We start from the raw sequence: 24462 nt of genomic DNA on the forward strand, positions 1-24462 counted from the left end.
ACCGTCGCGTTGAAATCATGCCGCAACTGCTCGTAATCCTCCGGGAATGGCTTCTCCAGGGACTCCGACAAATCCCCCGCAGACAGGCGCTGCAGCGCATCGGCCAGGCGGGTGACCACGTCATGCTGCGCCGCGGCATGGGCGCGACGCTCCTCTTCGGTGGCGCGTTCGTGCTCTTGCATGCGTTCGCGTTCGATCAGGCCCTCGCGAAAGACCCCAAGCGCGGTTGCCATGCGGCCGATTTCGCCGCCCGAGATGTGGAACCCGGTGATCGGTGCGAGATCGCCTTTCGACAGCCGTTCGGTCACGCGGACCAGGCGCCCCATGGGCCGCAGGATGAAAAGCCAGGTGAAAAGCGGTGCGGCCACCACCAGGGCAAGGCTGCCCAGCGCGACCATGCGCAGCTGGTCTTCGGCGCGGTCGGCATCGGCAAGAACCGCGTCGCCCGCTTCGGCTGCCGCCAAGAGCGCGGCATCGCCATGGGCGACGGCGGCGTCGCCGATCCGGCGCAACTGCTCATAGGCCGCGACCGAGGTTCGTTCCGCCCGTGCCTGCGCCGCCAGCATGTCGGCGCGGGTCGCCACGATCCCGGTTTCGGGCGCGGCGAAGGCCAGGATGCCCTCGACGATAACGCCCAGCTCGTCGGTCATGTAAATCTCGGCCGCCAGGTTGCGCAGGGCCTCGGCGGCGGCGTCCAGTTCGGCCTGGGCGGCGGCCGCGGTATCGAGGTTGCGCACGGTTGCCCCCAGAAAGGCGGTCGCGACGACCGTTTCCACCGCAAGTTCCATGCGGGCGGCGTCGCGAATGAACTTCATCTCGTTGTCGATCAGCCGCACGACGGCTTCGCTGTTGAAGGTCGCGGTATCCTCGGCGCCGATCATCAGGTTGTAGGTCAGCTCGTCGATCGCGTAGGTCAGCGCGGTTTCGCTCTTGTCGCGCAAAACCATCAGCCGGTCCATGAACCCCGCGCGCGCGCGAAAGCCCTGTCGGCTGGCCTCGGCGAAGACGGCGCGGGTTTCGACCAGGGTCGGCAGTTGATCGGGGATCGCGTCGCGTTCCTCAAGCTCGGCGAGGATCGCGTCGAACTCTCCGAGGCTTGCTTCGGCGATGCCGCGCAGCCGTTCGGCCAGCCCGTCATCCACCGTCTCGGCCAGCGCGATCGCGATACCGCTGAGCAGGTTGATCTCGCTGCGGGCCCGCAGGACAAGCGCCGTCGCGGCGAAATCGTAGTCCATCAAGGCGGTCAGCGTGTCGGTCACCGCCTGCACGGTCTGTTCGCCGGCCAGCTCCATGTCATAGGCCGCATCATCGGACATCTGCACCAGCAGGTCGCGCGCCTGTTGCGACAGGTCACGGAAACCGGCGATGGTCTGGTCCAGCTGGGCATCGCGGGCAAAGCGGTCGGACAGGGCCGCGCGCATGTCGCCTGCCTCGGTCTCCAGCTTGGCCAGCAGCGGCCGCATCGCCGCCGCCGATGCCTCGGGCAGGCCGTTCATCCCCTCTTCGAGATAGGCTTTTTCGTCATGGAACCGCGCAAGCCCCGCCTCGACGCCCGCGGGCGTGCCGGCGAGCAGCATCTCGGACAGGGCATCGCGGATGCCGCCGGTATGCTCGATCACGGTGACGCTGTGGCGCAGGCCCGGAAGCTGTTCGCCGAGCAGCGTGTTGAGCGAGGCCGAGAGCGTGTTGAACACCATCAACCCGATCAGAACGGCAGCGCCTGCCATGGCCCCCATGGCGGCCATGGAAATGGAGATCTTGATAGCGATGCTTCCAAAGAGGAAGGACACGAGTCGGCGCATGGAAGCCTCCCGCAGGTTTCAGGTTGTTGGCGGCGGGCGGTGCATACGCCCCGCCCGCCGGGTTCAGTCGGCGCCCCCCTCCGGGGTGGGCGGCAGGGCGGCGAACGTGCCGTCCCCGCCCAGGCGGACCAGGAACGCATCGTCCAGCCCCTGGTTGTCACCGGCGCCATAGGCGAGCGCGAGCCCGCCGAGGTTCAGTTCGCCCAGCCGGCCAAGAGCGGCCAGGAAATCCGCGCGGTCGAGCCAGGGTCCGGCATCGTCCAGTGCGGCCACGGCGAGCCGGCCTGCGAGATAGCCTTCGAGCGAGGCGAAGCCGGGTTCGGCCGCCGTGTCATAGGCGCCCAGCGCGGCGCGGTAGTCTGCGACCACGGCGCGGGTGTCGTCCCAAGGGGGCGGCACGGCGCCCGCGACGACAATGCGGTCGGCGGCCTTGCCGAGTTCGGCGCTCAGCGCGATCGCGTCGGTATCGGACAGCCCGGCAAAGACCGGTGCGAAATCGAGCGAACCGGCAACCCGGATGAATTCGGCCGCGGGGGCGTGCCCGCCCAGCATCAGCACGGCATCCGGGTTGGCCCGGCGGATCGTCAGCAGCGCGACCTTGACCGCGGTGGTACCGTGCGCATAGCGGCCCTGGGCCACAGGTTCGAGGTCGTGGCGGCCCAGCGCGGACTTGACCGTCTTGAGCAATGCGCGCCCTTCCTCGCCGTTTTCGTAAAGCACGGCGATGCGCTTGACCCCTTGGGCGCCGGCCAGGTGCCCGGCTAGGGCACGGATTTCGGCCGCGTCGGTGGGGCGGATGTTGATGACATTGCTGGCCCAGGGCGCGCGCAAGGTCTCGTCGCCGGTGGCCGGGCCGACAAAGGCCATGCCTGCCGCGCTGGCCAAAGGCTGCAGCGTGCGCGACGCGGCTGCGCCGACCGTGCCAATCACCGCGAGATGGTCGACCCGGCGATGACCGCGTCCATCCGTTCCACGGCACGGCCCGGATCGTTGCTGTCGCAATGGCTGTCCAGCCGGATCTTGCGGCCATGGACCCCGCCCTTGCCGTTCGCCTCTTCGAACGCGGCGAGAAGGCCAAGGCGTATCCCGGTGCCGAGTGCGGCGCCTTCGCCCTCAAGCGGGGCGATCTGGACAAACCGGATACTGTCGCGATCGACACCCTGGGCGGCATGCAGGGTCGCGGGAACAAGGCAATAGGCGGCTGCGAGAGCCAGAGTGGAAGATATGTGCATCTGCGACTCTGCTTTTCAGGACGTGCTGGCAGACCTTGCGCCCGAACCCTTAACGGGGCCTTTCCCGCCGCGCGGGTCAAAGCTTAGGGTTAAGCGCAAAGTTTAGCGACCCGGGCCGGACGGGGGCGCTGTCAGCCGCGGTGGTAACCCAGCGAGGCCTCGAGCAGGCTTTGGGTATAGGGATGGCCGGGCCGCATCGCGCGCATTTCGTCCACGCCCATCACCTCGACGATCTCGCCCGCCCGCATCACTGCGATGCGTTCGCACATATGCGCCACCACGGCCAGGTCGTGGGACACCATCAGGAAGGTCAGGTCGTGTTCGGTGCGCAGGTCGGTCAGCAGGTTCAGGATCTCGGCCTGCACCGACACGTCCAGCGCCGAGGTCGGTTCGTCCAGCAGCAGGATCGCGGGTTCAGGGGCCAGCGCGCGCGCGATGGCAACGCGCTGGCGCTGCCCGCCCGAAAGCTGGTGCGGGTAGCGAAAGCGGAAGGTCGGGCCAAGCCCGACATCGTCCAGCAGCCGTTCGATCCGCGGTTCGACATCACGAAAGCCATGCAGGTAAAGGGTTTCGGACAGGACCTGGTCGACCGACTGGCGCGGGTGAAGCGAGGCGTAAGGGTCCTGGAACACCATCTGCACGGTCTTGTAGAACGCCCTGTCGCGGCGCTTGCCGGGCGGCACGTCGCGCCCGTTCACCGCCATCCGGCCCGACCAGTGCGGCGCAAGGCCCGTCAGCGCGCGCATGATCGTCGACTTGCCCGAACCGCTTTCGCCCACCAGCCCGAAGCTCTCTCCCGGGGCGACCTCGAAACTGGCCCCCCGGACGGCATCCACCCGGTCGCGCCCCTCGCCGAACCAGACATCGAGATCTTTGAAACTCAGCGCGCTCATTCCGGCCCCACGCTCGGCGCCTCGGCCCAGGCCGGGTCGCGTTTCAACACCTCCAGCCGGCCTTGCGGCGCGTCGAACCGGGGCAGCGAATTCAGCAGGCCCCGGGTATAGGGATGCGTCGCCTCGTGCAGCCGCGCGGCATCGCAGGTTTCGACCACGCGCCCGGCATACATGATCAGCACCCGGTCGCAGAATTGCGCCACGAGGTTCAAATCGTGGCTGATGAAGATCAGCCCCATGCCGCGATCCTGCACCAGCCGGTCGAGAATCTGCAGGACCTGCGCCTGCACCGACACGTCCAGCGCCGAGGTGGGTTCGTCTGCGATAAGCAACTCCGGGTCGGGGATCAGCATCATCGCGATCATGATCCGCTGGCCCATCCCCCCCGACATCTCGTGTGGATAGGCGCGCATCACGCGCTCGGCGTCGCGGATCGAGACCGCCTCCAGCATCTCGATGGCCTTGGCGCGCGCCTCGGCGCGGGTGCCCTTGGCGTGCAGGCGATAGGCCTCGATCAACTGGTCGCCCACGGTCATCACCGGGTTCAGCGAGAACTTGGGATCCTGCATCACCATGGAAATCCGCTGGCCGCGCACCGCGCGCATCTCGACCTCGGATTTCTGCAACAGGTCCTCGCCATCCAGCTTGATATGGGCGGCCTCGACCTGCCCCGGCGCGCGGATCAGGCGCAGGATCGCACGGCCCGTCATCGACTTGCCGGACCCGCTTTCGCCCACGATGCCCAGCCGTTCGCGGCCCAGCCGGAACGACACGCCCCGGACCGCGTCGAACTGGCCCTTGCGGGTGGGAAACCGGACCCACAGGTCCTTGACGTCCAGCAGGTCGGTCATTTCTCGCTCTTCGGATCGAGGACGTCGCGTAAGCCGTCGCCCAGCAGGTTGAACGCCAGCGACACGGTGAAGATCGCAAGCCCCGGCATGGTCGCGACCCACCAGTGATCGAGGATGAAACGCCGCCCCTCGGAAATCATCGCGCCCCATTCCGGGCTGGGCGGCTGCGCACCGAGGCCGAGGAAGCCGAGGCCCGCCGCGGCCAGGATGATGCCGGCCATGTCCAGCGTCACCCGCACGATCAGCGAGGAAATGCACAGCGGCCAGATATGTTTCGTGATGATCCGGAGCGGCCCCGCGCCCTGCAGGCGCACGGCACTGATATAGTCGGAATTGCGGATCGTCAGCGTCTCGGCCCGGGCGATGCGGGCATAGGGCGGCCAGGCGGTCAGGGAAATGGCCAGCACCGCGTTCTCGATGCCCGCGCCCAGGGCCGCGACGAAGGCCAGCGCCAGAACCAGCCGGGGAAAGGCGAGGAAGATGTCGGTGATCCGCATCAGCACCATGTCGACCCAGCCGCCGACATACCCCGCGACCGTGCCCACGATCAGCCCCGCCACGGGCGCGATCAGCGCCACCAGCGCAACGATATACAGCGTGATCCGCGAGCCGTAGATCAGCCGTGAAAGAATGTCCCGGCCCAGCGAGTCGGTGCCCAGCGAGTGGCCCTCGGTGCCCAGCGGCTGCAGCCGGTTCGCGAGGTCCTGGTAATAGGGGTCATGTGGGGCGATGACGGGCGCGAAGGCCGCGACCGCCAGCAGGAACACCAGGATGCCGAGCCCGAACATCGCCAGCGTGTTCGAACGGAAGGCCAGCCAGCCCTGGTAAAGCGCCGCGGCCCGTGCCTGCATCCGTGAATGCGGCGTGTCCGTCAGCAACCACTCGCGCCAGGCCGTCCCGCTCATTTCGCCCTCGGGTCGAGAAACTTGTACAGAAGGTCGGACGCCACGTTCAGCAGCACGAACACAAGGCCCACCACCACCGTGCCGCCCAGCACCGCGTTCATGTCCGCCGACAGAAGGGCGGTGGTGATATAGCTGCCGATGCCCGGCCAGGAAAAGATGATCTCGGTCAGCACCGATCCTTCCAGCAGGCCCGCATAGGATAGTGCGACCACGGTGATCAGCTGCACCCGGATGTTGCGGAAGGCATGCCCCCAGATCACCGCCCATTCCGACATGCCCTTGACCCGCGCGGTGGTGACGTATTCGGCCGACAGTTGTTCCAGCATGAAGGACCGCGTCATCCTGCTGATATAGGCCAGCGAATAATAGCCCAGCAGCGCGGCGGGCAGCACGATATGGGACAGCGCATCGCGGAACACCGTCCAGTTCCCGTCAAGCGCCGAGTCGACCAGGATCATCCCCGTCACCGGCGGCACCATGTCGGCATAAAAGATCGACACCCGGCCCGGGCCCCCGACCCAGCCGAGGATGCCGTAAAAGATCAGCAGGCCCATCAGCCCCAGCCAGAAGATCGGCATCGAATAGCCGACCAGCGCCACGACGCGCGCGATCTGGTCGATCCAGCTGCCGCGCCGGACCGCGGCCACGACGCCCAGCGGCACGCCGAAGGCGACGCCGATCACCGTGCCCAGCGTGGCCAGTTCCAGCGTTGCGGGAAACACGCGCGCGATGTCCTCGGCCACCGGGCGGGCGGTAAGGATCGACATGCCGAAATCGCCCCGAACCACGTCGCCGAGATAGATCGCGAATTGCACGATCAGCGGCCGGTCGAGACCGAGCCGTTCATAGACCTGCTGGTAGACCTCGGCCGAGGCGCGGTCGCCCACGATCGCCAGCACCGGGTCGACCGGCATCACGCGGCCGATCATGAAGGTCACGAAAAGCAGCCCCAGCATGGTGACAGCGATCGAACCGACCGTCACGCCCGAACGCAGCAGCCAGCGCGGGAAGAGCGCCCGGGGGCGCCCTTCGGTCTTTCGGTCGGCCACCGCCACCTACTTGGTCACTTCCCAGTAGGCCGCGTCCATGATCGCCTGTCCGGTGGTGAAATTCGCCACGTTCTCGGACATCGCCGATTGTTCGATGTTCTGGAACATGATGGCGAAGGGCGACGTTTCGCGGAACTCGGCCTGGATGTCGCGATACATCTGTGCGCGGGTCTCGGTGTCGTTCTCGACGACGGCGGCGTCCACCTTCTCGGTCAGACCGGCGGCATCCCAGCTGTTGCGCCAGGCCAGGACACCGGTCAGCTGCGCTTCGTCCGAGTTGTCGGCGTTCCACGCGAAAGTCGAGGCGTTGGTCTGCGGGTCGGGATAATCCGGGCCCCAGGTGCCGAGATAGACGTCGAGTTCGCGCGCGCGATAGCGCCCGAGGATCTGCGCGCCGGTGCCCACCGTGATGTTCAGCTTGACGCCCGCCTGGGCAAAGGTGTTCTGCAGCGACTGGGCGATCTCCATCCGGTCCTGCACCTCGCGCACGCCGATCTCCAGTTCCAACCCCTCGACGCCGGCCTCGGCCAGCAGCGCCTTGGCCTTCTCGATATCCAGCGAGAACGGGTTCTCGTCGACCGAGCCCAGGTAGGACCGGGGCAGGAAGTTCTGCTGGACCGTATACTGCCCCTTGAGGAAGCTGTTCGCCATGCCCTCATAGTCGACCATGTACTTGAACGCCTGCCGGACCTCGGGCTTGGCCAGTTCCGGCACCTTCTGGTTCAGCGAGAAATACATCAGGTAGCCTTTCAGCTCTTCCTGGATCTTCACGCCGTCCCGACCCGACACCCCGGCAATATCCTCGGGGTTCAGATTGCGCGCGATGTCGATGTCGCCGCGTTCCAGCAACAGGCGCTGGGTCGCGCTTTCCTGGACGTGGCGGACGACGACGCGCTCCATTGCGGGGGCGCCTTCGTGAAAGTCGGGATTGGCCGCGAGCGTCACGCTCTCGTTCGGCTTCCAGCTGACCAGCCGATAGGCGCCCGACCCGGCCGAATGGGTCGACAGCCAGGCGTTGCCCATGTCGCCGTTCTGTTCGTTCGCCATCACCGTCTGCATGTCGACGATCGAACCGATATTGGCGGTCAGGCAGTTCAGCACGAAGGAGGTCGCGTAGGCCTTGTCGGTGGTCAGCTTCAGCTTGCCGTCCTCGACGCGGATCATCTCGTCCACGTTGTCGGCGGTCAGGCCGAACTGGGTCAGGATGAACGAGGGGTTCAGGTTCAGCTTGACCGCGCGGCGCAACGAGAAGGCGGCATCCTCGGCGGTCACCGGGTTGCCGGATTCGAAGTTCACGCCCTCGCGCATGGTGAAGGTGATGGTGCGGCCGTCCTCGCTGACCTCCCAGCTTTCGGCAAGATCCGGCTGAAAGCCCGCCTCCAGGTTCAGCGGATCGAAATTGACCAGCTTTCCATAAAGGTTGCGGATCACGTCGCCGCCCGAGAACTCGAAGCTCTGCGCCGGGTCAAGCGAGGTGATGTCGTCGATCCGGGTCGCGATCACCAGCATGTTGGCCGGCGTCTCGGCCCAGCCGGGCATCGCGGTCAGCGCGACGCTCAGGCCCAGCGCGGCGCCTGACATCAGCTTGGAAAATGCGTTCATCTTGTCAGTCCTCTCCTGTTGTTGTCCGTGTTCGGGCGCGGCCCGGGGGTCTTTCACTGCCCCCAGGTCTTTTCGAGCACCCGCAACCAGTTGCCGTGGCACAGCCTTTCGATCAGCTCTGCCCCGTATCCGTGATCGGCCATCGCTTGCCGCAGCGCGGGCAGGCCGGCCGCCGTGCCGATCCCAAAGGGGATCAGCGCCCCGTCGAAATCCGATCCCAGCCCCACGCGCGTCTCGCCCAGGCGATGCAGCAGATGGTCGAGATGGCGCAGCATGTCGTCAAGCCCGGTATCGACCATCCGGCCGTCCGGGCGCAGGAAGGCAACCGCAAAGTTCAGCCCGACCATGCCGTCGCTTGCCGCAATGGCGTCAAGTTGGGCATCGGTCAGGTTGCGTGCCTGCGGCGTGATCGCATGTGCATTCGAATGGGTGGCGACCAGCGGCGCGGCGGAATGCTTCGCCACGTCCCAGAATCCGGCCATGTTCAGGTGCGACAGGTCGATCAGGATACCCAGATCGTTGCACCGTTTGACCAGGTCGATCCCGTCCTCGCTCAGCCCGCCGCCGATATCGGCATCCGACGGATAGCGAAACGGCACACCCTCGCCATAGATCGTCGGCCGGCTCCAGACCGGGCCAAGCGAGCGCAGCCCCGCCTTGTAAAGCACGTCCAGCACGTGGAATTCCGGGTCGATCGCCTCGGCGCCCTCCATGTGCAGGATCGCCGCCAGCCTGCCTTCGGCCATGCAGGCGCGGATATCGGCCGCCGTGCGACAGACCTTCAGCGCGCCCAGTTCCTCCAGCCGGAACAGCGTCGCGGCCTGGGTCAGCGCCACGGGCAGCGCGTCTTCCCACTCGATGGGGCTGGGCAGGGGCAGGCTGTAGCTTGCCTGGCTCATCTGCCCGGTCTTGTCGTCAAGGTCGATATCGTCCGAGGGCACGAAGATCGCGAAGAACCCGCCGGCAAATCCCCCCGCGCGCGCCTTGGGCAGGTCGAGATGACCCTCGTGGTCGGTCAGGAACCGGTCGGCGGCGACAGGGCCGCCGGCGCGGAACAGTTTCAGAAGAACATCGTTATGGCCGTCGAAAACGGCCGGTTCCGTCGGCAGCGTCACGCAATCCCCGCGCTTGTCCAAGGGCTTCTGCCCTGCATTCCAGCGCCGACCCTAGCCGAATTCCGCCCGGTGGAAACCCCGAAACCGGACCTTCCGGTCGAAACGCGGACAGCCCGGCCATCGCGGCCGGGCTGCCCCTCATCCACCGGCGCGGAGAGGTCAGTGGATGATTTCCTCTTCGCGCACGAACATGTTGGCCCAGGCGCGGTCGATCAGCGCGGGCGACATCTGGTAGGGGATGCCCTCGAACTCGCAGATCGCGATCATCTGGTCGATCAGGAACACCGGCTGGTAGTTCGCATAGACATTGTCGATCGTGGGGTATTTTTCCTTCAGCAGGTAGATCAGCGTGTCCTCGTCGATCGGCATCTTCTTCTTGCGCGCGACCATGGCGAAGATCTTCAGGAAATCCTCCTGGCAGGGGCCGTCGATCTTGATCTTGAAGAAGATCCGGCGCAGCGCGGCGCGGTCGAAGATCTCGTTCGGGTGGAAGTTGGTCGAGAAGATCACCAGCGTGTCGAACGGCACCTCGAACTTCTCGCCCGATTGCAGGGCGAGGATGTCCTTCGATTCCTCAAGCGGCACGATCCAGCGGTTGACCAGCGCCTGCGGCGGTTCCGCCTGGCGGCCAAGGTCGTCGACGATGAAGATGCCGCCCGTCGATTTCAACTGCAACGGCGCCTGGTAGGTGCGCGCGGTGGGGTTGTAGACCAGATCCAGCATCGACAGCGACAGTTCCCCGCCGGTGATCACCGTGGGCCGTTCGCACAGCACGTAGCGCGTGTCGAATCGCCCCGAGGTGCGGCGCAGCGAATTCGGGTCGTCCACCAGTTCCTCGGCTGCCGTGTGCACGATCGGGTCGTAGACGGTGATCACCTGGCCGGAATACTCGATGGCGCGGGGGATGTAGATCTTGTCGCCCAGCGCGTCGCGGATACCGTTGGAAATCGACGACTTCCCGTTCCCCGGCGGGCCGTACATCAGGATCGACCGGCCCGCGCCGACCGCCGGGCCCAGGTGGTCCAGCAACTCGTCGGGCAGGATCAGGTGGCCCATCGCACCGGTCAGCTGGTCCCGCGTGATCTGGATGTTGCGGATCGACTGGCGTTTCACCTGTTCGGAGTAGACCTCCAGCGGTACGGGCATCGCGCCGTAATATTCCGACTGCGACAGCGCATCCAGCGCCCGCGCCTTTCCGCCATCGGTCAGCTGGAACCCCATCTCGCTGCCCGCGCCCGCATGCAGCGTGCCGGTCGCCTCCAGCAGTTTCTGCTGGCGCGCGACATCGACCAGTTCCTGCGTCACCGGGATCGGCAAGCAGATCGCCTTGGCGATCTCGCTGACCGTGTCGACATTCTTGCGAAAGATCGTCTTCAGAAGGATGTCGCGCATCATCACCATCGGCAGGCGCATTTCGGCCAGCGTGCGCGGGGCGGGTGGCGCCATCACCGCGGAAGTCTGCATATTCATGGAGTTGCCCTGAAACTGCTGCGTTCTCTGCCCAAAACTGACCGCATTTTGGGGCAATTCTTGGGCAAGAGGCCGGGGCTTTTGGGACAATCGCATGAATCGCGCTTGTCCGTTCATGACCCCGGCCGCAAGAGGATGACAGGCAGGACGAGGGCAGGGGATGACACGATCCGATCCGTTCACGCTTGCGGCGCTGATGGCCGCGATCCTGGGGGCGGCGACCTGGGCGGGGCTGGCCAAGGGCGGGCTTTACCCCGTCTGGCAAGAGGGCGACATGCTGCACATGGTGCAGATCGTGCTGCGCCAGGCCGCGGGCGAATGGCCCCATCTGGATTTCATGACGCCGCTGGGCGTTCTGGCCTACGCACCGATCGCGCTGTTCGTGCGGCTTGGCTATCCGCTGGCGGATGCCTTCGTGCTGGGCCAGGCGTTGGTCGGGGCCGTTCTGGCGCCCGCGGCCTGGTGGGCCGGCGTCAGCCGCCTGCCGCGCGGCTGGGCGCATCTTTTCGGCGCGGGGGTCATGGTGCTGGCCATCGCGCTGGTGCCGGCCACGTCCGATCCCGATATCTCGCTGTCGATGAACTACAATCGCTGGGCCTGGGCGATCCTCTTCATCGTGCTGGTCCTGGCGGTGCTGCCCGCGCGCCGCACCGGGCCGCGGGCGCGGCTGGCCGACGGGCTGGTGATCGGGCTGGGGCTGGGGGCGCTTGCGCTGATCAAGGTGACCTATTTTCTTGCGGCGGCCCCTGTTGCCGCGCTGGCCTTTCTCCTTGCGCGGGATCGGCGCGGCGGGCTGGCGGCGCTGGGCGCGGGCGGGGCGGTCGCGCTGGCGGTGACGGCCGCGGCGGGGCCTGCCCTGTGGCCGGCCTATCTGGGCGATCTGCTCGGCGTGGCGGGAACCGACATCCGCGCCCATCCCAGCGGCAGCCTGCTGGACGTGGTGGGGGGCACCACGGCCCGGATCGGCAGCCTGCTTTTCCTGGCCACGGTCATCCTGGCACGGCGCGCCGGGCGCGACCGCGCTGGCCTGTTGCTGCTGGCGACGGCGCCGGGGCTGGCCTACGTGACCTTCCAGAATTATGGCAACGATCCGGTCTGGCTGTTCTTTCTCGGCCTTGCCGCCCTGGCGCTGCGTCCTGCGTCAGGGCCGGGCGAGGCGGGGGCCAGCCAGGGGCTGACGGTGGCAGGCGGGGCCGCGTTGCTGCTGGTCGCGCCGATCTTCATGGCGATGGCCGAAAGCCCGTTGCGCAACTATGCCGCCTCGCAGGCGGGCACCGTCGCCGCATTGCCGGGCGATGCGGGTATCTGGATGCCCGAGGCCCGCGTGGGTCATGTTCAGACCCGTATCAGCCGTTCGATGAGCGCGGGCCATGCCTGGTGGCAGCCGCGCCTGCTGCCCGAGGCCACGCTGCTGTCGGGCGAGCCGTTGGAAAACTGCCGCCTGATCAGCGGGCTGGTCGGCTGGTTCCGCGCGGTGGCCCAAGATATCGACGATGCGGGGCTGGGCGGCCGGCCGGTTCTGGTGGCCGACATGTTAAGCGCCTATTGGCTCTACGGCGGGCCGGCGCCGCTACCCGGCGGGGCGCCCTGGTATTACGGCGGGTTGCCCGGGGTGCAGGGGGCGGACCTGGTGCTGGTGCCGCAATGCGCCACGCGGCCCGATGTGCGCGACCGCGTTCTGCGCGAGTTGGACGAGGCGGGCCATGCCCTGGCCGAACTGCGCCGCACGCCCGATTACGTGCTGCTGGCGATCAGCCCCAGCGTCCCCGACAGCGCAAGGTAGAAGATCAACGCCCCGGCCAGTGCCAGGCCCATCGGGAAATCGCGCCGTTCCCAGCTTTCCCAGTCGGGCAGGGCGCGCCGCACGGCCCCGATCCGCCGCACCATCCGGTGCGTGACCAAGGCCGACAGCGTCACCGCGGCGAAAAGCGCCAGGAAACTGCCGGTGTCGGGCAACGCCACGAAGGGCGCCATCGCGGCCGCGAACTTGGCATCGCCCGCGCCGACCATGCCGAAGGTGCTCATCAGGAACCCGATCACCAGCACCACGCCCAGATGCGCCCAGCGCCAGGCCCACGCCTCCAGCGGCAGCGCGATCAGGCCCACCACCGCAAAGACCCCGACCAGGGCGAACACCGCCTTGTTCGGGATCTTCATGGTTTTCATGTCGCTCCACGCGACCCAGATCGCGACCGGCAGGGCAAAGGGCAGGAACACGAACGCCGCCGGCAGCGACAGCCGCGCCAGCCCCGTCGCGGCAAGTGCGGCCAGCCCCGCCAGAAGGGCAGGCGCCACAAGAACAAGCAGCGGGCGCCGCGGCCGGCGGTCGGATCCTGCGGAAGGATCGGTCTGGTTCATGGCTGTCTCCGGGGGCGAAACAGAAACGACATTCACAAGGATTGCGGCGAAATCCGGCACCGATAAGGCGGCCCGGCGGCGGTCGAGGGGCCTTGCCGCCCGCTCAGCCCCGCGCCTCCAGCGCCTTGAGCGCGCGCACCGCAGGGTCGAAATGCTGCGGATGGGTGTCGATCGCGTCCTGCAACAGGCCCTTGCCGATGCTGACATCGCCCTGCTTGATCGCGGTCAGCGCCAGCGTGTGATACAGTTGCGCACGCTCGGTCGGCGTCATCTGGATCACCGGCAGGTCGTAATTGCGCTGTGCGCCGCGGGCCAGCACCAGGTTGTTCTTGGCGGTGAACAGGCCGGGATCATATGTGATCGCCTCGGTGAACAGCCGCTCGGCGCCCTTGTAATCGCCGCGCGTCAGCTTGGAATAGCCCCAGTTGTTGAACACGCCCGAGGGCTTGGTCGTCAGCCCGGCGGCCGTGTCGTAGAAACTGTCGGCCTTGGCCCATTCCTTGTTGGCATCGGCCACCATCGCCTCCAGCCGGTAGCGCCGGTAGGTTTCATAGGTGGGCGGGATCGCGTCCAGAACACCTTCGGCCTTGTCCCATTCCCCGACCCGGATCAGCGCATCGGCATAGTCGACCCGGTCCTCGTGGGTGGCCTCGGGGTGGTCGGCCACGCGGGCCCAGGCGCTCGCGGCCTCGGTGTTGCGCTTGGCGCGGATCAGCGACTTGGCCAGCCCGCGCTGAAAGCTGATCTTCTCGGGCTGCTGGTCCAGGTTGCGGCGGAAATAGGCGACCGCCTCGTCGGGGTCGGCCACCGTCATCATGATGTCGTTGAGGTTGCTCTCGTCGGTCGAGATCACGTCCTGGACGGCGCGTTCGACCTCGGCCTCGCCGGCGCGCTGGCAGCCCGACAGGGCAAGCGCACTGATGACGCAGATCGGGATAAGGGATAGGTGGCGCATGAAATCCTGCGTCCTCTGCTGCTCTGGCCTCACGGCGTGGCGAGCAGCAGGTACCGGTCGCTGCCGCGCCTCACCAGTTCGAAATCGTTTTTATTGGGCTCAGCATAGGCGGTATCGCCGGTTTTTGCGATAGCCAGCAAAAGATTTTGCCGGATGTCGTCCGAATGGCCACTATCCAGCGCGAACGCGGTTTCGAAGACACGCCGTGCCTCGCCGACCTCGCCCTTCTCCATCAGGACTACGCCCAGGTTGTTCCAGGCCGGCACGAAGCGGTCATCCTGGTCCAGCGCGCGGCGCAGCTGGGTCTCGGCCTGGCCCAGCCGGCCCAGGCGCAGGTTGGCCGAACCCACCGCCGACAGTACGTCGGCGGTCATCCCCTGGTCGGCCGCGGCACGGTAATAGGCCTTCAGGGCCAGTTCGTATTCGCCCGCCGCCATCAGCCGGTGCCCGACGATCAGCCCGTCGACGGCCTCGGTGATCTCGGGCGTGCCGGGGGGCGGCGGCAGGCCCTGGTAGCCGGGACCAAGCCCCCCCGACGGCTGGCAGGCGGCCAGCGCGATCATCGCGGCCACGATCGGGCCGCGTACCCGGATGTCAGAAGCTCGAAGTCGATAGCGTGTTGTAGATGGCATAAACCGAGGGGCCGATCAGGATGATGAGCAGCGGCGGAACCGTGAACATCATCGTGCCCAGTGTCAGCTTGGTCGGCAAGACGTTTGCCTTCTCTTCGGCGCGCATCACGCGTTTGTCGCGCATCTCTGCCGAGAACACCCGCAGCGCCTCGGCGATCGAGGTGCCGAAGGTGGCCGACTGGATCAGCACGGTGACGAAGGACGAGATGTCGGTGACGCCGCAGCGTTCGGACATGTCCTTGAGCACCTGCACCTTGTCCTTGCCGGCCTTCATTTCCTGGGCGACGGTCTCGTATTCCTCGGCCAGATCGGGAAAGCCCGCGCGCATTTCCTTGGCCACCCGGATGATCGACTGGTCCAGTGACTGGCCCGCCTCGACGCAGACCAGCATCATGTCCAGCGAGTCCGGGAAGCCGTTGGTGATTTCCTGCTGGCGCGTCTGCAGCCGGCGTTCGACCCAGTATTTCGGCAGGTAATACCCGACGGCGCCGGGGATGATCACGCTCAACAGCATGTTGGTCGTGCTGATCTCGGCACTGGCGCTTTTGACGACGGTATAGAACACGCCCAGGATCAGCAGCCCGATGCCCAGCGCGAGCTGGGCGAAATGGAACGTCCGCACCGAGGATTTGTGCCGGTAGCCCGCCTGCATCAGCTTCAGCCGGATCGCCGAGAATTCCTCCTCGTTCTGCGGTTCGAGAAAGTTCGAGAACCGCTCCAGCTTGTCCGCGCGCGAGGTGGGCCGCAGCGAGGTGGCGGGGTCGCGGCTGCCGGCGGCCTTCATCTCGCGGGTTTCGCGCTTGAGCTTGTCCAGCGGATCGACACGCTTTTTCAGCAGGGCCGGCAGGGTCAGGGCAATCATCAACAGCCCGAGCGCGCCCAGCGCGTAAAGCGGCCCCAACTCGCCGAAGCGGTCGGTCAGGGCGCTGTTGATCGTGGCGATGATGTCCATGGGGTCGGCTCCTCAGACCTTGATGTTGACCATGATCCGCATGAAGATCACGTTCACGACCAGAAACACGCCGACGGCGATCGCCGCGGGGATGAAGGCGGCGGTTTCCTTCACCTCGTCGTAATAGTCGGGTTTCAGAACCGAGATCATGAGGATCGCGGCGATGGGAAAGCCCGACAGGAACATGCCCGACCATTTCGCTTCCGCGGTGATCGCCTTGACCCGGCGGAACAGCTTGAAGCGCGAGCGGATGACCTTGGCCAGGCCGTCCAGAACCTCGGCCAGGTTGCCGCCCGATTGCTGCTGGATCGTCACCGCGACCGCGAGAAAGCGCAAATCCTGCATGTCGCAGCGTTCGGCCAGGTCCTTCAGCGCCTCGCCGACGTCGCGGCCATAGGCGGCCTCGTCGGCGATGATGCCGAACTCGGACCCCAGCGGGTCGGGCACCTCTTTCGCCACGATGTTGATCGCCGAAACGAAGGGATGCCCCACCCGCAGGCTGCGCACCATCAGTTCGACCGCGTCGGGCAGCTGTTCCTCGATCAGGCCAAGGCGTTTCTTGGCCTTCTTGTTGACCCAGACATAGACCCCGCCCACGCCCATCGCCACGGCGACCAGCGCACGCACCGGCAGCGCCGCGGCGGTGCCCACGGTCAGCCCCAGGAAGGCGACGGCGGCCAAGAGCGCCATGATCATGATCAGCTGGTTCGGCGTGAAGGCGATGTTGGCCTTTTGCGCCTTGTCCGCCAGCAGCGCATAGAGCGGGATGCCGCGGGCGTTCATGTGCTGGTGCATCTCCTTGCGGAGCTGTTCCAGCACCTGCTCGCGCGAGGTGCCCTTTTCCAGCATTTCCAGCCGGCGATTGACCTTGGCGTTCAGGCTGATCGACTTGCCGAAGACCGTCAGGTACAGGCCCTCGACAAGCGCCAGCACCGAGACGAAGATCAGGCCGTAGATGATTGGTTCCGCGCTGATCTGCATCGCTTACATTCCCCTGTTCGGTTCGAAGATGCTTGCCGGCAGGTCGTAACCCCATTGGCGGAAGCGTTCGGAATAGTGGCTGCGCACGCCGGTCGCGGTGAACCGGCCGAGGATCTTGCCGTCGGGTTCCAAGCCGAGGCGTTCGTAGCGGAACACCTCCTGCATCGAGATCACCTCGCCCTCCATCCCCGTCACCTCGGTGATCGAGACCATCCTGCGCGAGCCGTCCTGCAGGCGCGAGGCCTGCACGATCAGGTGCACGGCCGAGGCGATCTGGCTGCGCACCGCCTTAAGCGGCATCTCGATGCCCGCCATCGCGACCATGTTTTCAAGGCGGCTGACCGCGTCGCGGGCGTTGTTGGCGTGGATCGTGGTCATCGAGCCGTCATGGCCGGTGTTCATGGCCTGCAGCATGTCGATGACCTCTTCGCCCCGCGTTTCCCCGACGATGATGCGGTCGGGCCGCATCCGAAGCGCGTTCTTCAGACAGTCGCGCTGGGTGACCGCGCCCTTGCCCTCGACGTTGGGCGGGCGGCTTTCCATCCGGCCGACATGGGTCTGCTGCAGCTGAAGTTCGGCGGTGTCCTCGATCGTCAGGATCCGTTCGGCGTTGTCGATGAAGGACGACAGCGCGTTCAGCGTCGTCGTTTTCCCCGAGCCCGTCCCGCCCGAGACGATGACGTTCAGCCGGGTCGCCACCGCGGCCTGAAGATAGGCGGCCATTTCCTCGGTGAAGGCGCCGAACTTCACCAGGTCCTCGATGCCCAGCTTGTCCTTCTTGAATTTCCGGATCGAGACCAGGCTGCCGTCCACCGCGATCGGCGGCACCATCGCGTTGAAACGCGATCCGTCGGCCAGGCGGGCGTCGACATAGGGGTTCGATTCATCGACGCGCCGGCCCACCGCGGACACGATCTTGTCGATGATCCGCAACAGGTGGCGTTCGTCCTTGAAGGTGATGTCGGTCAGCGTCAGCTTGCCCGCGCGTTCCACGAAGATCTGCTTGGGCCCGTTCACCAGGATGTCGTTGACGGTCTCGTCCTTCAACAGGGGCTCCAGCGGGCCAAGCCCGGTGACCTCGTCGAACAGTTCCTGGTTCAGCTGCTGGCGGTCGTCCTTGTTCAGGACGATGCTCATCTCTTCCAGCGCCTCGCCGGCGATGGCCTGGATTTCCGCGCGCAACTCCTTCTCGTCGGCATGTTCCAGCGCCGCGAGGTTGAGGTTCTCCAGAAGGCGCTTGTGCAGCTCGACCTTCAGCTCGCCCAGCCGTTCCTTTCGCTTGCGCTCCTTGTCGGCGGGGGCGGGCTTGGCCGGGACGGTGCGGGCCGCGGCCTGGGGCTGCGGCACGGGGGCCGGGGCGTTCTGCATCTGGGGGGCGCTGGCCGGGCGGGCCGCGCCGGCATCGGCTTTCTTGTAGCGGGAAAACATGGGGCCTACCGTTCCTTCGTCATGCCTCGGCCGCGGCCGGCATCTGGCCGAGTTCGAACAGCGAGGTCGCGAGTTTCTGGATTTCCTTGCGCAGCGGTGCCTTGGCCGCGGTTTCGGACAGCGGCAGGCCGTGATCGCCCGCCTCCGATACCACCTTGCCGCCATCGGGCAGCTGGATCTCGATGTCGATATCCAGGCTTTCGGCCATCCGCTTTACCCGGCTCTTGCCCGACAGGTCCGCGAATTTCGGCGCCCTGTTCATCGCGTAGCGCAGCCGTTCATGCGGCAGGTCCTCGGATTTCAGCGCCCGGATCACCCGCAGCGCGTTCTGGGCGGACCGCATGTCCAGTTCGAGCAGGGCGAAATACACATGCGCCTGGCTCAGCACCGTTTCGGTCCATTGAACCAGTGTCGTGGGCATGTCGATGACGACGAATTCGAATTGCGAGCGCGCCATGTCGATCAGCGTGCGCACGTCCTCGGGGGTGACCAGGTCCAGCGGGATGATGTCGGCAGGCGCCGTCAGCACGTGCAGATCGTCGTTATAGCTTTGCAGCGCCTGCATGAAATTCTCGCTGTCCAGCGAGGACAGGTCGGACAGCAGTTCGAACACCACGTCCTTGCGCGGCAGGTCCAGGTAGGTCGAGACTGACCCGAATTGCAGGTCGAGATCGAGAAGGCAGACCCGGCTGTTGGTGCCCTTGGCGGCCTGTGCCAGTTCCCAGGCCAGGTTGACCGCGAAGGTCGAGGCGCCGACCCCGCCGGCCAGGCCGTGCACCGGCAGAACGACGCCATCGCGGTTCGAGGCCGAGACCGCGGGGGCGGGCTGGCCGTCGGGGCCCCGGGCAAGACCGGCCGCCGGATCGGGGCGGCGCACCCTCTCGATCGCCTCGTGCAGCGCCTTTTCGGGCAGGGGGTAGGGAACGAAATCATCGGCGCCCACGCGCATCAGCTGGTGCAGCGCGATCGGGCTCAGTTCCTCGGCGATGACGATGACCTTGATGCCGCGTTTCTTGGCGTTGCGGACGATTTCGCCGATGAACGCGATGTTTTCCTCGTCCTGGTCATCGACGGCGACCGCGATGAATTCCAGCGACCGCGCATCGGGCTGTTCGAAAAAGCTGTTGGCATCCGGAAAGGCGAGATCGCCCCAGCTTTCCCCCAGTTCCGTTTCCATGTCCTCGATCAGCAGATCGAAGTTCTGAATGTCCCGGGACACCGTGCAGGCGATCACCGGGGCCGGATCGGAATGCAAAGCCGCCGTACTCGTCATCTTGTCCACTTCCCTCCTTGCGGGCAGGCGATGGGCCTTCTGGCCGCGTTCCGAACCCGCCCGCGCCCGACTCGCCGCCGGGCGCACTGCTCTCAAAGAAGGAATGTGAAGGCCAATCTGGGCAACATTACGGCCCAAAAGCCGAAATTGTTGGAATTCCGGCCGTCTCGCGCCCCGGTGGTTGGCCGAACCGGGGCGCCAAGGGGGCGGGGCACCTATTCCGTATCGTGTGCTTCCTGGGCGCTCTGGACGTAAAGGCCGTAGGTGCGCTGCATGTACTTGCCGTCATGGAGCAGGCGCTTGGGTTCGAGGAAGCCCCAGACCTCGGTCACGGTGCGGCGGTTCTTGCGCTCGCGGCCCTCGGTCACGACCAGCGGCTGGGTTTCGCCGTAGGACACCACCGCCTGCAGCCGTGCACGCGAAATGCCCCGCGTCACCAGGTAGTTGACCGCCGCCCGCGCGCGCCGCATTCCCAGCGCCTTGTTATAGGCGGGGCTGCCGACCAGGTCGGTATGGCCGTAGACGCGGAATTTCACGTAAGGGTACTGCGCGATCCAGGCGGCTTGCCGGTCCAGCTTGGCCCGCGCCTCGCCGTCCAGCTGGGCGCTGTCGAAGGCAAAGTTGATCGTGCTGTCGACCTCGGCTGCGAAACGGCGGTTCAGGTTGATCGCCATCGCCCGGTCGCCGGTCTGGACCAGCGTGTTGTTCATCGTCGCGTTGCCGAACTGGCCGTCGTCCAGGTTGTCGCCGGCCGGGCGGTTGAAATCGACGATCTGTTGCGGGCTGCAGGCGGTCAGCGCGACCGTGGCGCCCAGCGTCAGGAAGGCAAGGGTGGCACGCATGGTCTCACTCCATCACATAGCCGTAGGAGCCGCTGAAATCCTGCCGGGCGACTTCGCCCGCGGCGCCTTTCTTGGGCGTGTTGGGCGAGGACAGCTCGCCGAAGAGGAACAGTTCGCGTTCGCTCGGCGGGCGCACCCGGTCGGTGGGCAGCGCCAGCGCCTCCCCGCGGGTGGGGCTGACCAGGTGCGCGGTGATGATGATCACCAGTTCGGTCTGGTCACGCTCGTACTCGGAACTGCGGAACAGCGTGCCCAGGATCGGGATGTCGCCCAGCCACGGCACCTGGCCCTTGAGGCTGGCGAAATCGTCCTGCAACAGGCCCGCCACCGCGAAACTCTCGCCGTCGCGCAGTTCCACCGTGGTCTCGGTGCGCCGGTTCGAGAAGCCGCTGATCGTGATGCCGCCGTCGGAATAGGTGACCGACGGGTCGATCCCGCTGACCTCGGCGCTCAGGCGCAGGTTGATGTTTTCGCCGACCACGCGCGGCGTGAAGTCCAGCGAGATGCCGAAGGGCTTGAATTCGACGGTGATCTCGCCGTTGTCGCCCACGACCGGAATCGGGTATTCGCCCCCCGCCAGGAAGCTGGCGTTCTGGCCCGACAGCGCGGTCAGGTTCGGTTCGGCCAGCGTGCGGACGAAGCCCTTGGATTCAAGCGCTTCGAGCAGGATGTTCAGTTCGAAATCGCCAACGCCCACACCCAGGGAGAACACGCCCGTGCTGTTGCGCGAGCGCTGGGCCAGGTGCGGCGGGGTGGTGGCGAAGGTGCCCAGGTTGTCGCCCTCGGTCGCGGTGATCGTGCCGCCGAGGATGCTGGTGGAATTGCCGCTCAGCACGTTGCTGAACGCAAGGCTCGAACTCAGCGTCTTGGACACCGACCGGTTCATCTCGGCAAACCGGACCTTCAGCATCACCTGCTGGCTGCCCGCCACCGTCATCAGGTTCGAGACCCGCTCGGGCGCATAGCGCGAGGCGAGATCCAGCGCCCGGTCGACCGCCTGGGCCGAACTGACCGTGCCCGACAGCACCAGGCCGTCATTCGCGGAGCGCACCTCGATCGCCTCGCCCGGCAGAACCTCGCGCAGGCGTTCCTTCAACTCGCTCATGTCCGGGGTCACGCGGACCTCGACATTGGTGATCAGGCTGCCATCGGGGCCCAGAAGCGTCAGCGTGGTGCGCCCCGGCGACTTGCCCAGCACGTAGATCGTGCGATCCGACAGCGTCGAGATATCGGCGATGGACGGGTTCGAAATGGACAGTTCCGCGAAGATCTCATCGCTCTCGACGACCACGGCGCGGTTCATCGGAACGGTCAGCTGGCCGGTCGCCTTGCCGGTCAGGGTGCGCAGCGTCTGCGCCTGCACATCCGCAACGGTGCCCATCGTGGCCGCCAGGCCCACCAGGCCGGCCGCCATAAGCATCTTGATTTTCATGTGATCCTGCCTTTCCGATCACGCCTCAGGTCGGGTCTTTGCGCCCTTGTCCGGGGCAGGATGGGCCAAGCGAGGTTTTAATGCAAGATTCAAGCAATTGCGGAAATCGCTTTATGTGGATATCTCGCAACAACCCAAGATCTGACAACAGTGCGCGCCGCAACCGCTAGATGCGGTCCGGCGCGCAACAGGTTGTGGGGCGGGTGGGATCAGTTCGTGCAGGGGATCGGGATCTCGACCACCTCGGCGCCGCGGCGCGTGCGGATGGTGCAGACTTCCTTTTTCTCCTCGACGATCACCGGGGCGTCCTCGATTCCCAGGAGTGTCTTCTGGTCGACCTCGACCATCTCGACGACCTCGTCATCGCCCGCGCCCACCAGCGACAGCGACAGCCGGCCGGTCGATTGCGCCTGGGCCAGCGCCGCGACCTGCTGCGGCGTGGCCTCGACGGTGACGGTGCGCGCGATCAGCGGGCGCGAGGTATCTTCGTCGGCGATCTGGTCCACCGCGATCAGCTGGATGCCGGTCTGGATCAGGCGGGTGACCTGCTTGTTCTGCGACTGGCCGGTCCAGAACACGTCGACCGTGTCGCCCGGCCGCAAGAAGCCCGACACCCCCGAGGCGACGTCGACCCGGATCGCGAAGGCGCGCATGCCGCGGGCCAGCCGCGAGGTCAGCCCGGCATCGGCGCCGGGTTCGGTCACCTTCACCGCCAGAAGCGGTTCGCCCGCCTCCATGGCGCGCAGTACCGTGCGGAATTGCGGCCCGCCTTCGGGGAACAAGTCCTCGCGGGTCTGGAAGACGCCCTTGGGCAGCGAGTCCTTGGGCCATTTCACCGGGCGCAGGTTCTCCAGCGTCACCCGCTGGCCATAGCGCAAGTCCTCCTTGGCGACCACGACCGTCACCAGTTCCACCTGGTTGGCGCGGGCGGCACGTTCCTCGGCAAGTTGGCGTTCGTATTTCTGGATATAGCCCTGGGCCATGTAGACGGCAAAGCCCGCAAGGCCCAGCCCCACGATCAGCACGAGGCCAAAGATCATACGCATGCCATGTCCTTTCTCAGCTCATGCCCGGGCCGTTGGCCGGACATGTCCAAACCTGCTTTTCCGCGTCAGGGTGCCGGGCAATTGCGGCGAAATCAGGGTCACAGCGCGGCCCGAAGGCGGATATTCTGCGAAAACGAAACAATCGTCCGAAAGTGGTCTGTGGGGATGCGCTGCATGGTCCCCGGGCACAGGAAAGGCCGCATCCCGGGGACGCGGCCTTTGCCTTTGGTCGTTGCGTGAATGGCGGATTACGGGTTGGCTTCGTTGCCGTCCCAGCCCAGCGTGCCCAGGTTCTTGACGCTGGCCGAGGTCAGCGCGCCCTTGATGTCGCCGGCCAGGTCGTCGACGCCGGTTTTCACGGTGCTCAGAACCGCGATGCCCAGGCCCACGATCGCGGCGGTCAGCACGACCCAGTCCACGGTCACGGCGCCGGATTCGTCGCTGTGGAAACGCTTGATCAGTTCGAACAGTTTCATTTTGGTCCCTCCAATAGGATGCTCGCTCGCTTCAACGTGCCTTGTCGGAGACTGTCGGGCCGGCCTCTGACATGGCCCGTAACCGCCTCGGCATGGGGGTATAAGGCCATCCGAATCGGGCAAGAGTTTGGCTGAGGCTTGTCAATTTCCGCCCTGTGGAGAGTTTCGCGGAATTTATTGATAACGCCATGAAATCGCGTGATAAAAAGTTTAGGATTTTAGGCGAATGCCGGTGATCGTCCGGGCTGCCGGTCTGGTGATGGGACCGGGTGCGGCAACGATCGGCCATTCCATGTGGCGTTTGGCGACGGATTCTGCATAGTAAACCAAAAGCGGACCGAACGGGCAGGCAGGACGGAAAATGGCGTTGAGGCTGGTCTTGACCATGGTGGCCGCCGTGGCGCTGGCGGGCCCGGCTGCGGCCGAACCGCCGCCCTGGCCGGACTTCACGTTCAAGCGGGTCAAACCGCCCGAGCCGGGTGCGAAACGGCGCATCACCATCCAGGTTCAGCCGGTCGCGCCCGCCCCGCCCGCGGCCCCCGTCGCAAAGGCCGACCCGGTCGCGCCCGCCCCGGGGCCCGGCTGGTTCTGGGCGCAGGTTTCGCCGGCGCTGGCCGATGGCGGCCCCGGGCGGCTGGCCCCGGCGCTGGCCGCGCTGGCCAACCCGCCGCTGGGCGAAGGCGTGCCCGCGCCGCGGCTGCAACATCTGCAGGACATCGCCGCCTTGCACGGAACCGATATCCTGCTGGCCACCGTCGGCACCCGGGTCTCGCCCGCGCTGGCGCTGGCGGTGATCGGGGTGGAAAGCGGCGGCCGCCACGCCGCGGTCAGCCCCAAGGGCGCCACCGGGTTGATGCAACTGATGCCCGCCACCGCGACGCGGTTCGGCGTATCCGACCCGCGCGATCCCGCCGCGAACATCCGCGGCGGGGTCGCCTACCTGGACTGGCTGATGCGGGAATTCGGCAATGATCCGGTGCTGGTGCTGGCCGCCTATAACGCGGGCGAGGGCGCGGTGCGCAACCACGCGGGCGTGCCGCCCTATGCCGAGACGCGCGATTACGTGCCCAAGGTCCTGGCGGCCTGGGCCGTGGCGCGGGGCCTGTGCCGGACTCCGCCCGAGCTGATCTCGGACGGCTGCGTGTTCACGGTGCGGGGGGCCGGTTAG

Annotated in this window: 23 protein-coding genes; 2 read left to right on the plus strand and 21 right to left on the minus strand. The window is 66.5% G+C overall.

Features of this window, described 5'->3' with window-relative positions; translation table 11 throughout:
- From EV662_RS07790 to EV662_RS07835, 10 genes are all read right to left on the minus strand, one after another.
- The coding region (locus tag EV662_RS07790; protein ID WP_132461603.1) for a HAMP domain-containing protein at positions 1 to 1802 on the minus strand (1802 nt) is incomplete at its 3' end.
- Between the two features lie 63 nt (positions 1803 to 1865).
- Positions 1866 to 2732: an ABC transporter substrate-binding protein gene (locus tag EV662_RS07795; protein WP_165915552.1), complete on the minus strand. Its 867-nt coding sequence runs from the start codon at positions 2730 to 2732 to the stop codon at positions 1866 to 1868.
- On the minus strand, positions 2729 to 3034 hold the full coding sequence (locus tag EV662_RS20025; protein WP_132461605.1) for an ABC transporter substrate-binding protein: 306 nt from the start codon (positions 3032 to 3034) through the stop codon (positions 2729 to 2731). The genes EV662_RS07795 and EV662_RS20025 overlap by 4 nt, the downstream gene beginning before the upstream one ends.
- 131 nt (positions 3035 to 3165) lie before the next feature.
- Positions 3166 to 3927, minus strand: coding sequence for an ABC transporter ATP-binding protein (locus tag EV662_RS07805; protein WP_132461606.1), 762 nt, complete (start codon positions 3925 to 3927; stop codon positions 3166 to 3168).
- Positions 3924 to 4778: an ABC transporter ATP-binding protein gene (locus EV662_RS07810; RefSeq protein ID WP_132461607.1), complete on the minus strand. Its 855-nt coding sequence runs from the start codon at positions 4776 to 4778 to the stop codon at positions 3924 to 3926. Before EV662_RS07810 ends, EV662_RS07805 begins: the two co-directional genes overlap by 4 nt.
- Positions 4775 to 5683, minus strand: a complete 909-nt coding sequence (gene nikC / locus EV662_RS07815; protein ID WP_132461608.1) for a nickel transporter permease — start codon at positions 5681 to 5683, stop codon at positions 4775 to 4777. Before nikC ends, EV662_RS07810 begins: the two co-directional genes overlap by 4 nt.
- Positions 5680 to 6738 carry an ABC transporter permease gene (locus EV662_RS07820; protein WP_425056999.1) on the minus strand — a complete coding sequence of 353 codons (1059 nt, stop codon included), beginning with the start codon at positions 6736 to 6738 and terminating at the stop codon, positions 5680 to 5682. The genes nikC and EV662_RS07820 overlap by 4 nt, the downstream gene beginning before the upstream one ends.
- Complete coding sequence (locus EV662_RS07825; RefSeq protein ID WP_132461609.1) at positions 6739 to 8334, minus strand: ABC transporter substrate-binding protein; 1596 nt, start codon at positions 8332 to 8334, stop codon at positions 6739 to 6741.
- Positions 8335 to 8387: 53 nt separating this feature from the next.
- A complete protein-coding gene (locus tag EV662_RS07830; protein ID WP_425057000.1) occupies positions 8388 to 9449 on the minus strand; it encodes a dipeptidase in 1062 nt (353 codons plus the stop codon).
- A gap of 159 nt (positions 9450 to 9608) precedes the next feature.
- Positions 9609 to 10919, minus strand: coding sequence for a P-loop NTPase family protein (locus EV662_RS07835; RefSeq protein ID WP_132461610.1), 1311 nt, complete (start codon positions 10917 to 10919; stop codon positions 9609 to 9611).
- Positions 10920 to 11079: 160 nt separating this feature from the next.
- Between EV662_RS07835 and EV662_RS07840 the strand changes: the two genes are divergently transcribed.
- Entirely contained in the window at positions 11080 to 12702 is a 1623-nt protein-coding gene (locus EV662_RS07840; RefSeq protein ID WP_132461611.1) for a hypothetical protein, read from the plus strand.
- Here the strand turns inward: EV662_RS07840 and EV662_RS07845 are convergent.
- From EV662_RS07845 to EV662_RS07895, 11 genes are all read right to left on the minus strand, one after another.
- Positions 12654 to 13277: an A24 family peptidase gene (locus tag EV662_RS07845; RefSeq protein ID WP_132461612.1), complete on the minus strand. Its 624-nt coding sequence runs from the start codon at positions 13275 to 13277 to the stop codon at positions 12654 to 12656. The genes EV662_RS07840 and EV662_RS07845 overlap by 49 nt on opposite strands.
- Positions 13278 to 13380: 103 nt before the next feature.
- Positions 13381 to 14232: a tetratricopeptide repeat protein gene (locus EV662_RS07850; RefSeq protein WP_132461613.1), complete on the minus strand. Its 852-nt coding sequence runs from the start codon at positions 14230 to 14232 to the stop codon at positions 13381 to 13383.
- A 29-nt stretch (positions 14233 to 14261) separates the two neighbouring features.
- Positions 14262 to 14795 (minus strand): tetratricopeptide repeat protein, encoded by a 534-nt coding sequence (locus EV662_RS07855; RefSeq protein WP_132461826.1) that lies wholly within the window; start codon positions 14793 to 14795, stop codon positions 14262 to 14264.
- A gap of 31 nt (positions 14796 to 14826) precedes the next feature.
- The gene (locus EV662_RS07860; RefSeq protein ID WP_132461614.1) at positions 14827 to 15816 is read right to left on the minus strand and encodes a type II secretion system F family protein; all 990 of its coding nucleotides are present in this window, start codon (positions 15814 to 15816) and stop codon (positions 14827 to 14829) included.
- A 12-nt stretch (positions 15817 to 15828) separates the two neighbouring features.
- Positions 15829 to 16797: a type II secretion system F family protein gene (locus EV662_RS07865; RefSeq protein WP_132461615.1), complete on the minus strand. Its 969-nt coding sequence runs from the start codon at positions 16795 to 16797 to the stop codon at positions 15829 to 15831.
- A 3-nt stretch (positions 16798 to 16800) separates the two neighbouring features.
- Complete coding sequence (locus EV662_RS07870) at positions 16801 to 18225, minus strand: ATPase, T2SS/T4P/T4SS family (RefSeq protein WP_132461616.1); 1425 nt, start codon at positions 18223 to 18225, stop codon at positions 16801 to 16803.
- 19 nt (positions 18226 to 18244) lie between these two features.
- Positions 18245 to 19498: a CpaE/TadZ family protein gene (locus EV662_RS07875; RefSeq protein WP_132461617.1), complete on the minus strand. Its 1254-nt coding sequence runs from the start codon at positions 19496 to 19498 to the stop codon at positions 18245 to 18247.
- A gap of 215 nt (positions 19499 to 19713) precedes the next feature.
- Positions 19714 to 20340 (minus strand): OmpA family protein, encoded by a 627-nt coding sequence (locus EV662_RS07880; RefSeq protein ID WP_132461618.1) that lies wholly within the window; start codon positions 20338 to 20340, stop codon positions 19714 to 19716.
- Positions 20341 to 20344: 4 nt separating this feature from the next.
- Positions 20345 to 21772 carry a type II and III secretion system protein family protein gene (locus EV662_RS07885; protein ID WP_132461619.1) on the minus strand — a complete coding sequence of 476 codons (1428 nt, stop codon included), beginning with the start codon at positions 21770 to 21772 and terminating at the stop codon, positions 20345 to 20347.
- A 209-nt stretch (positions 21773 to 21981) separates the two neighbouring features.
- Entirely contained in the window at positions 21982 to 22818 is an 837-nt protein-coding gene (cpaB, locus tag EV662_RS07890) for a Flp pilus assembly protein CpaB (RefSeq protein ID WP_132461620.1), read from the minus strand.
- 248 nt (positions 22819 to 23066) lie between these two features.
- On the minus strand, positions 23067 to 23294 hold the full coding sequence (locus EV662_RS07895; protein ID WP_132461621.1) for a Flp family type IVb pilin: 228 nt from the start codon (positions 23292 to 23294) through the stop codon (positions 23067 to 23069).
- A 361-nt stretch (positions 23295 to 23655) separates the two neighbouring features.
- Here EV662_RS07895 and EV662_RS07900 point away from each other — a divergent pair, with 361 nt between their 5' ends.
- Positions 23656 to 24462 (plus strand): lytic transglycosylase domain-containing protein, encoded by an 807-nt coding sequence (locus EV662_RS07900; protein ID WP_132461622.1) that lies wholly within the window; start codon positions 23656 to 23658, stop codon positions 24460 to 24462.

Source organism: Rhodovulum marinum (assembly GCF_004343075.1).
Classification (GTDB): Bacteria; Pseudomonadota; Alphaproteobacteria; order Rhodobacterales; family Rhodobacteraceae; genus Rhodovulum; species Rhodovulum marinum.

Excerpts from the sequence above, each read along its gene's own strand:
- EV662_RS07840 (WP_132461611.1), top strand. The coding sequence starts at position 11,080 with ATGACACGATCCGATCCGTTCACGCTTGCGGCGCTGATGGCCGCGATC.
- EV662_RS07810 (WP_132461607.1), bottom strand. The coding sequence starts at position 4,778 with ATGACCGACCTGCTGGACGTCAAGGACCTGTGGGTCCGGTTTCCCACC.
- EV662_RS07850 (WP_132461613.1), bottom strand. The coding sequence starts at position 14,232 with ATGCGCCACCTATCCCTTATCCCGATCTGCGTCATCAGTGCGCTTGCC.
- EV662_RS07845 (WP_132461612.1), bottom strand. The coding sequence starts at position 13,277 with ATGAACCAGACCGATCCTTCCGCAGGATCCGACCGCCGGCCGCGGCGC.
- EV662_RS07870 (WP_132461616.1), bottom strand. The coding sequence starts at position 18,225 with ATGTTTTCCCGCTACAAGAAAGCCGATGCCGGCGCGGCCCGCCCGGCC.
- EV662_RS20025 (WP_132461605.1), bottom strand. The coding sequence starts at position 3,034 with ATGCACATATCTTCCACTCTGGCTCTCGCAGCCGCCTATTGCCTTGTT.
- EV662_RS07835 (WP_132461610.1), bottom strand. The coding sequence starts at position 10,919 with ATGAATATGCAGACTTCCGCGGTGATGGCGCCACCCGCCCCGCGCACG.
- EV662_RS07825 (WP_132461609.1), bottom strand. The coding sequence starts at position 8,334 with ATGAACGCATTTTCCAAGCTGATGTCAGGCGCCGCGCTGGGCCTGAGC.
- EV662_RS07860 (WP_132461614.1), bottom strand. The coding sequence starts at position 15,816 with ATGGACATCATCGCCACGATCAACAGCGCCCTGACCGACCGCTTCGGC.
- EV662_RS07875 (WP_132461617.1), bottom strand. The coding sequence starts at position 19,498 with ATGACGAGTACGGCGGCTTTGCATTCCGATCCGGCCCCGGTGATCGCC.
- EV662_RS07855 (WP_132461826.1), bottom strand. The coding sequence starts at position 14,795 with ATGATCGCGCTGGCCGCCTGCCAGCCGTCGGGGGGGCTTGGTCCCGGC.
- EV662_RS07895 (WP_132461621.1), bottom strand. The coding sequence starts at position 23,294 with ATGAAACTGTTCGAACTGATCAAGCGTTTCCACAGCGACGAATCCGGC.
- EV662_RS07865 (WP_132461615.1), bottom strand. The coding sequence starts at position 16,797 with ATGCAGATCAGCGCGGAACCAATCATCTACGGCCTGATCTTCGTCTCG.
- EV662_RS07880 (WP_132461618.1), bottom strand. The coding sequence starts at position 20,340 with ATGCGTGCCACCCTTGCCTTCCTGACGCTGGGCGCCACGGTCGCGCTG.
- EV662_RS07885 (WP_132461619.1), bottom strand. The coding sequence starts at position 21,772 with ATGAAAATCAAGATGCTTATGGCGGCCGGCCTGGTGGGCCTGGCGGCC.
- nikC (WP_132461608.1), bottom strand. The coding sequence starts at position 5,683 with ATGAGCGGGACGGCCTGGCGCGAGTGGTTGCTGACGGACACGCCGCAT.
- EV662_RS07805 (WP_132461606.1), bottom strand. The coding sequence starts at position 3,927 with ATGAGCGCGCTGAGTTTCAAAGATCTCGATGTCTGGTTCGGCGAGGGG.
- cpaB (WP_132461620.1), bottom strand. The coding sequence starts at position 22,818 with ATGCGTATGATCTTTGGCCTCGTGCTGATCGTGGGGCTGGGCCTTGCG.
- EV662_RS07900 (WP_132461622.1), top strand. The coding sequence starts at position 23,656 with ATGGCGTTGAGGCTGGTCTTGACCATGGTGGCCGCCGTGGCGCTGGCG.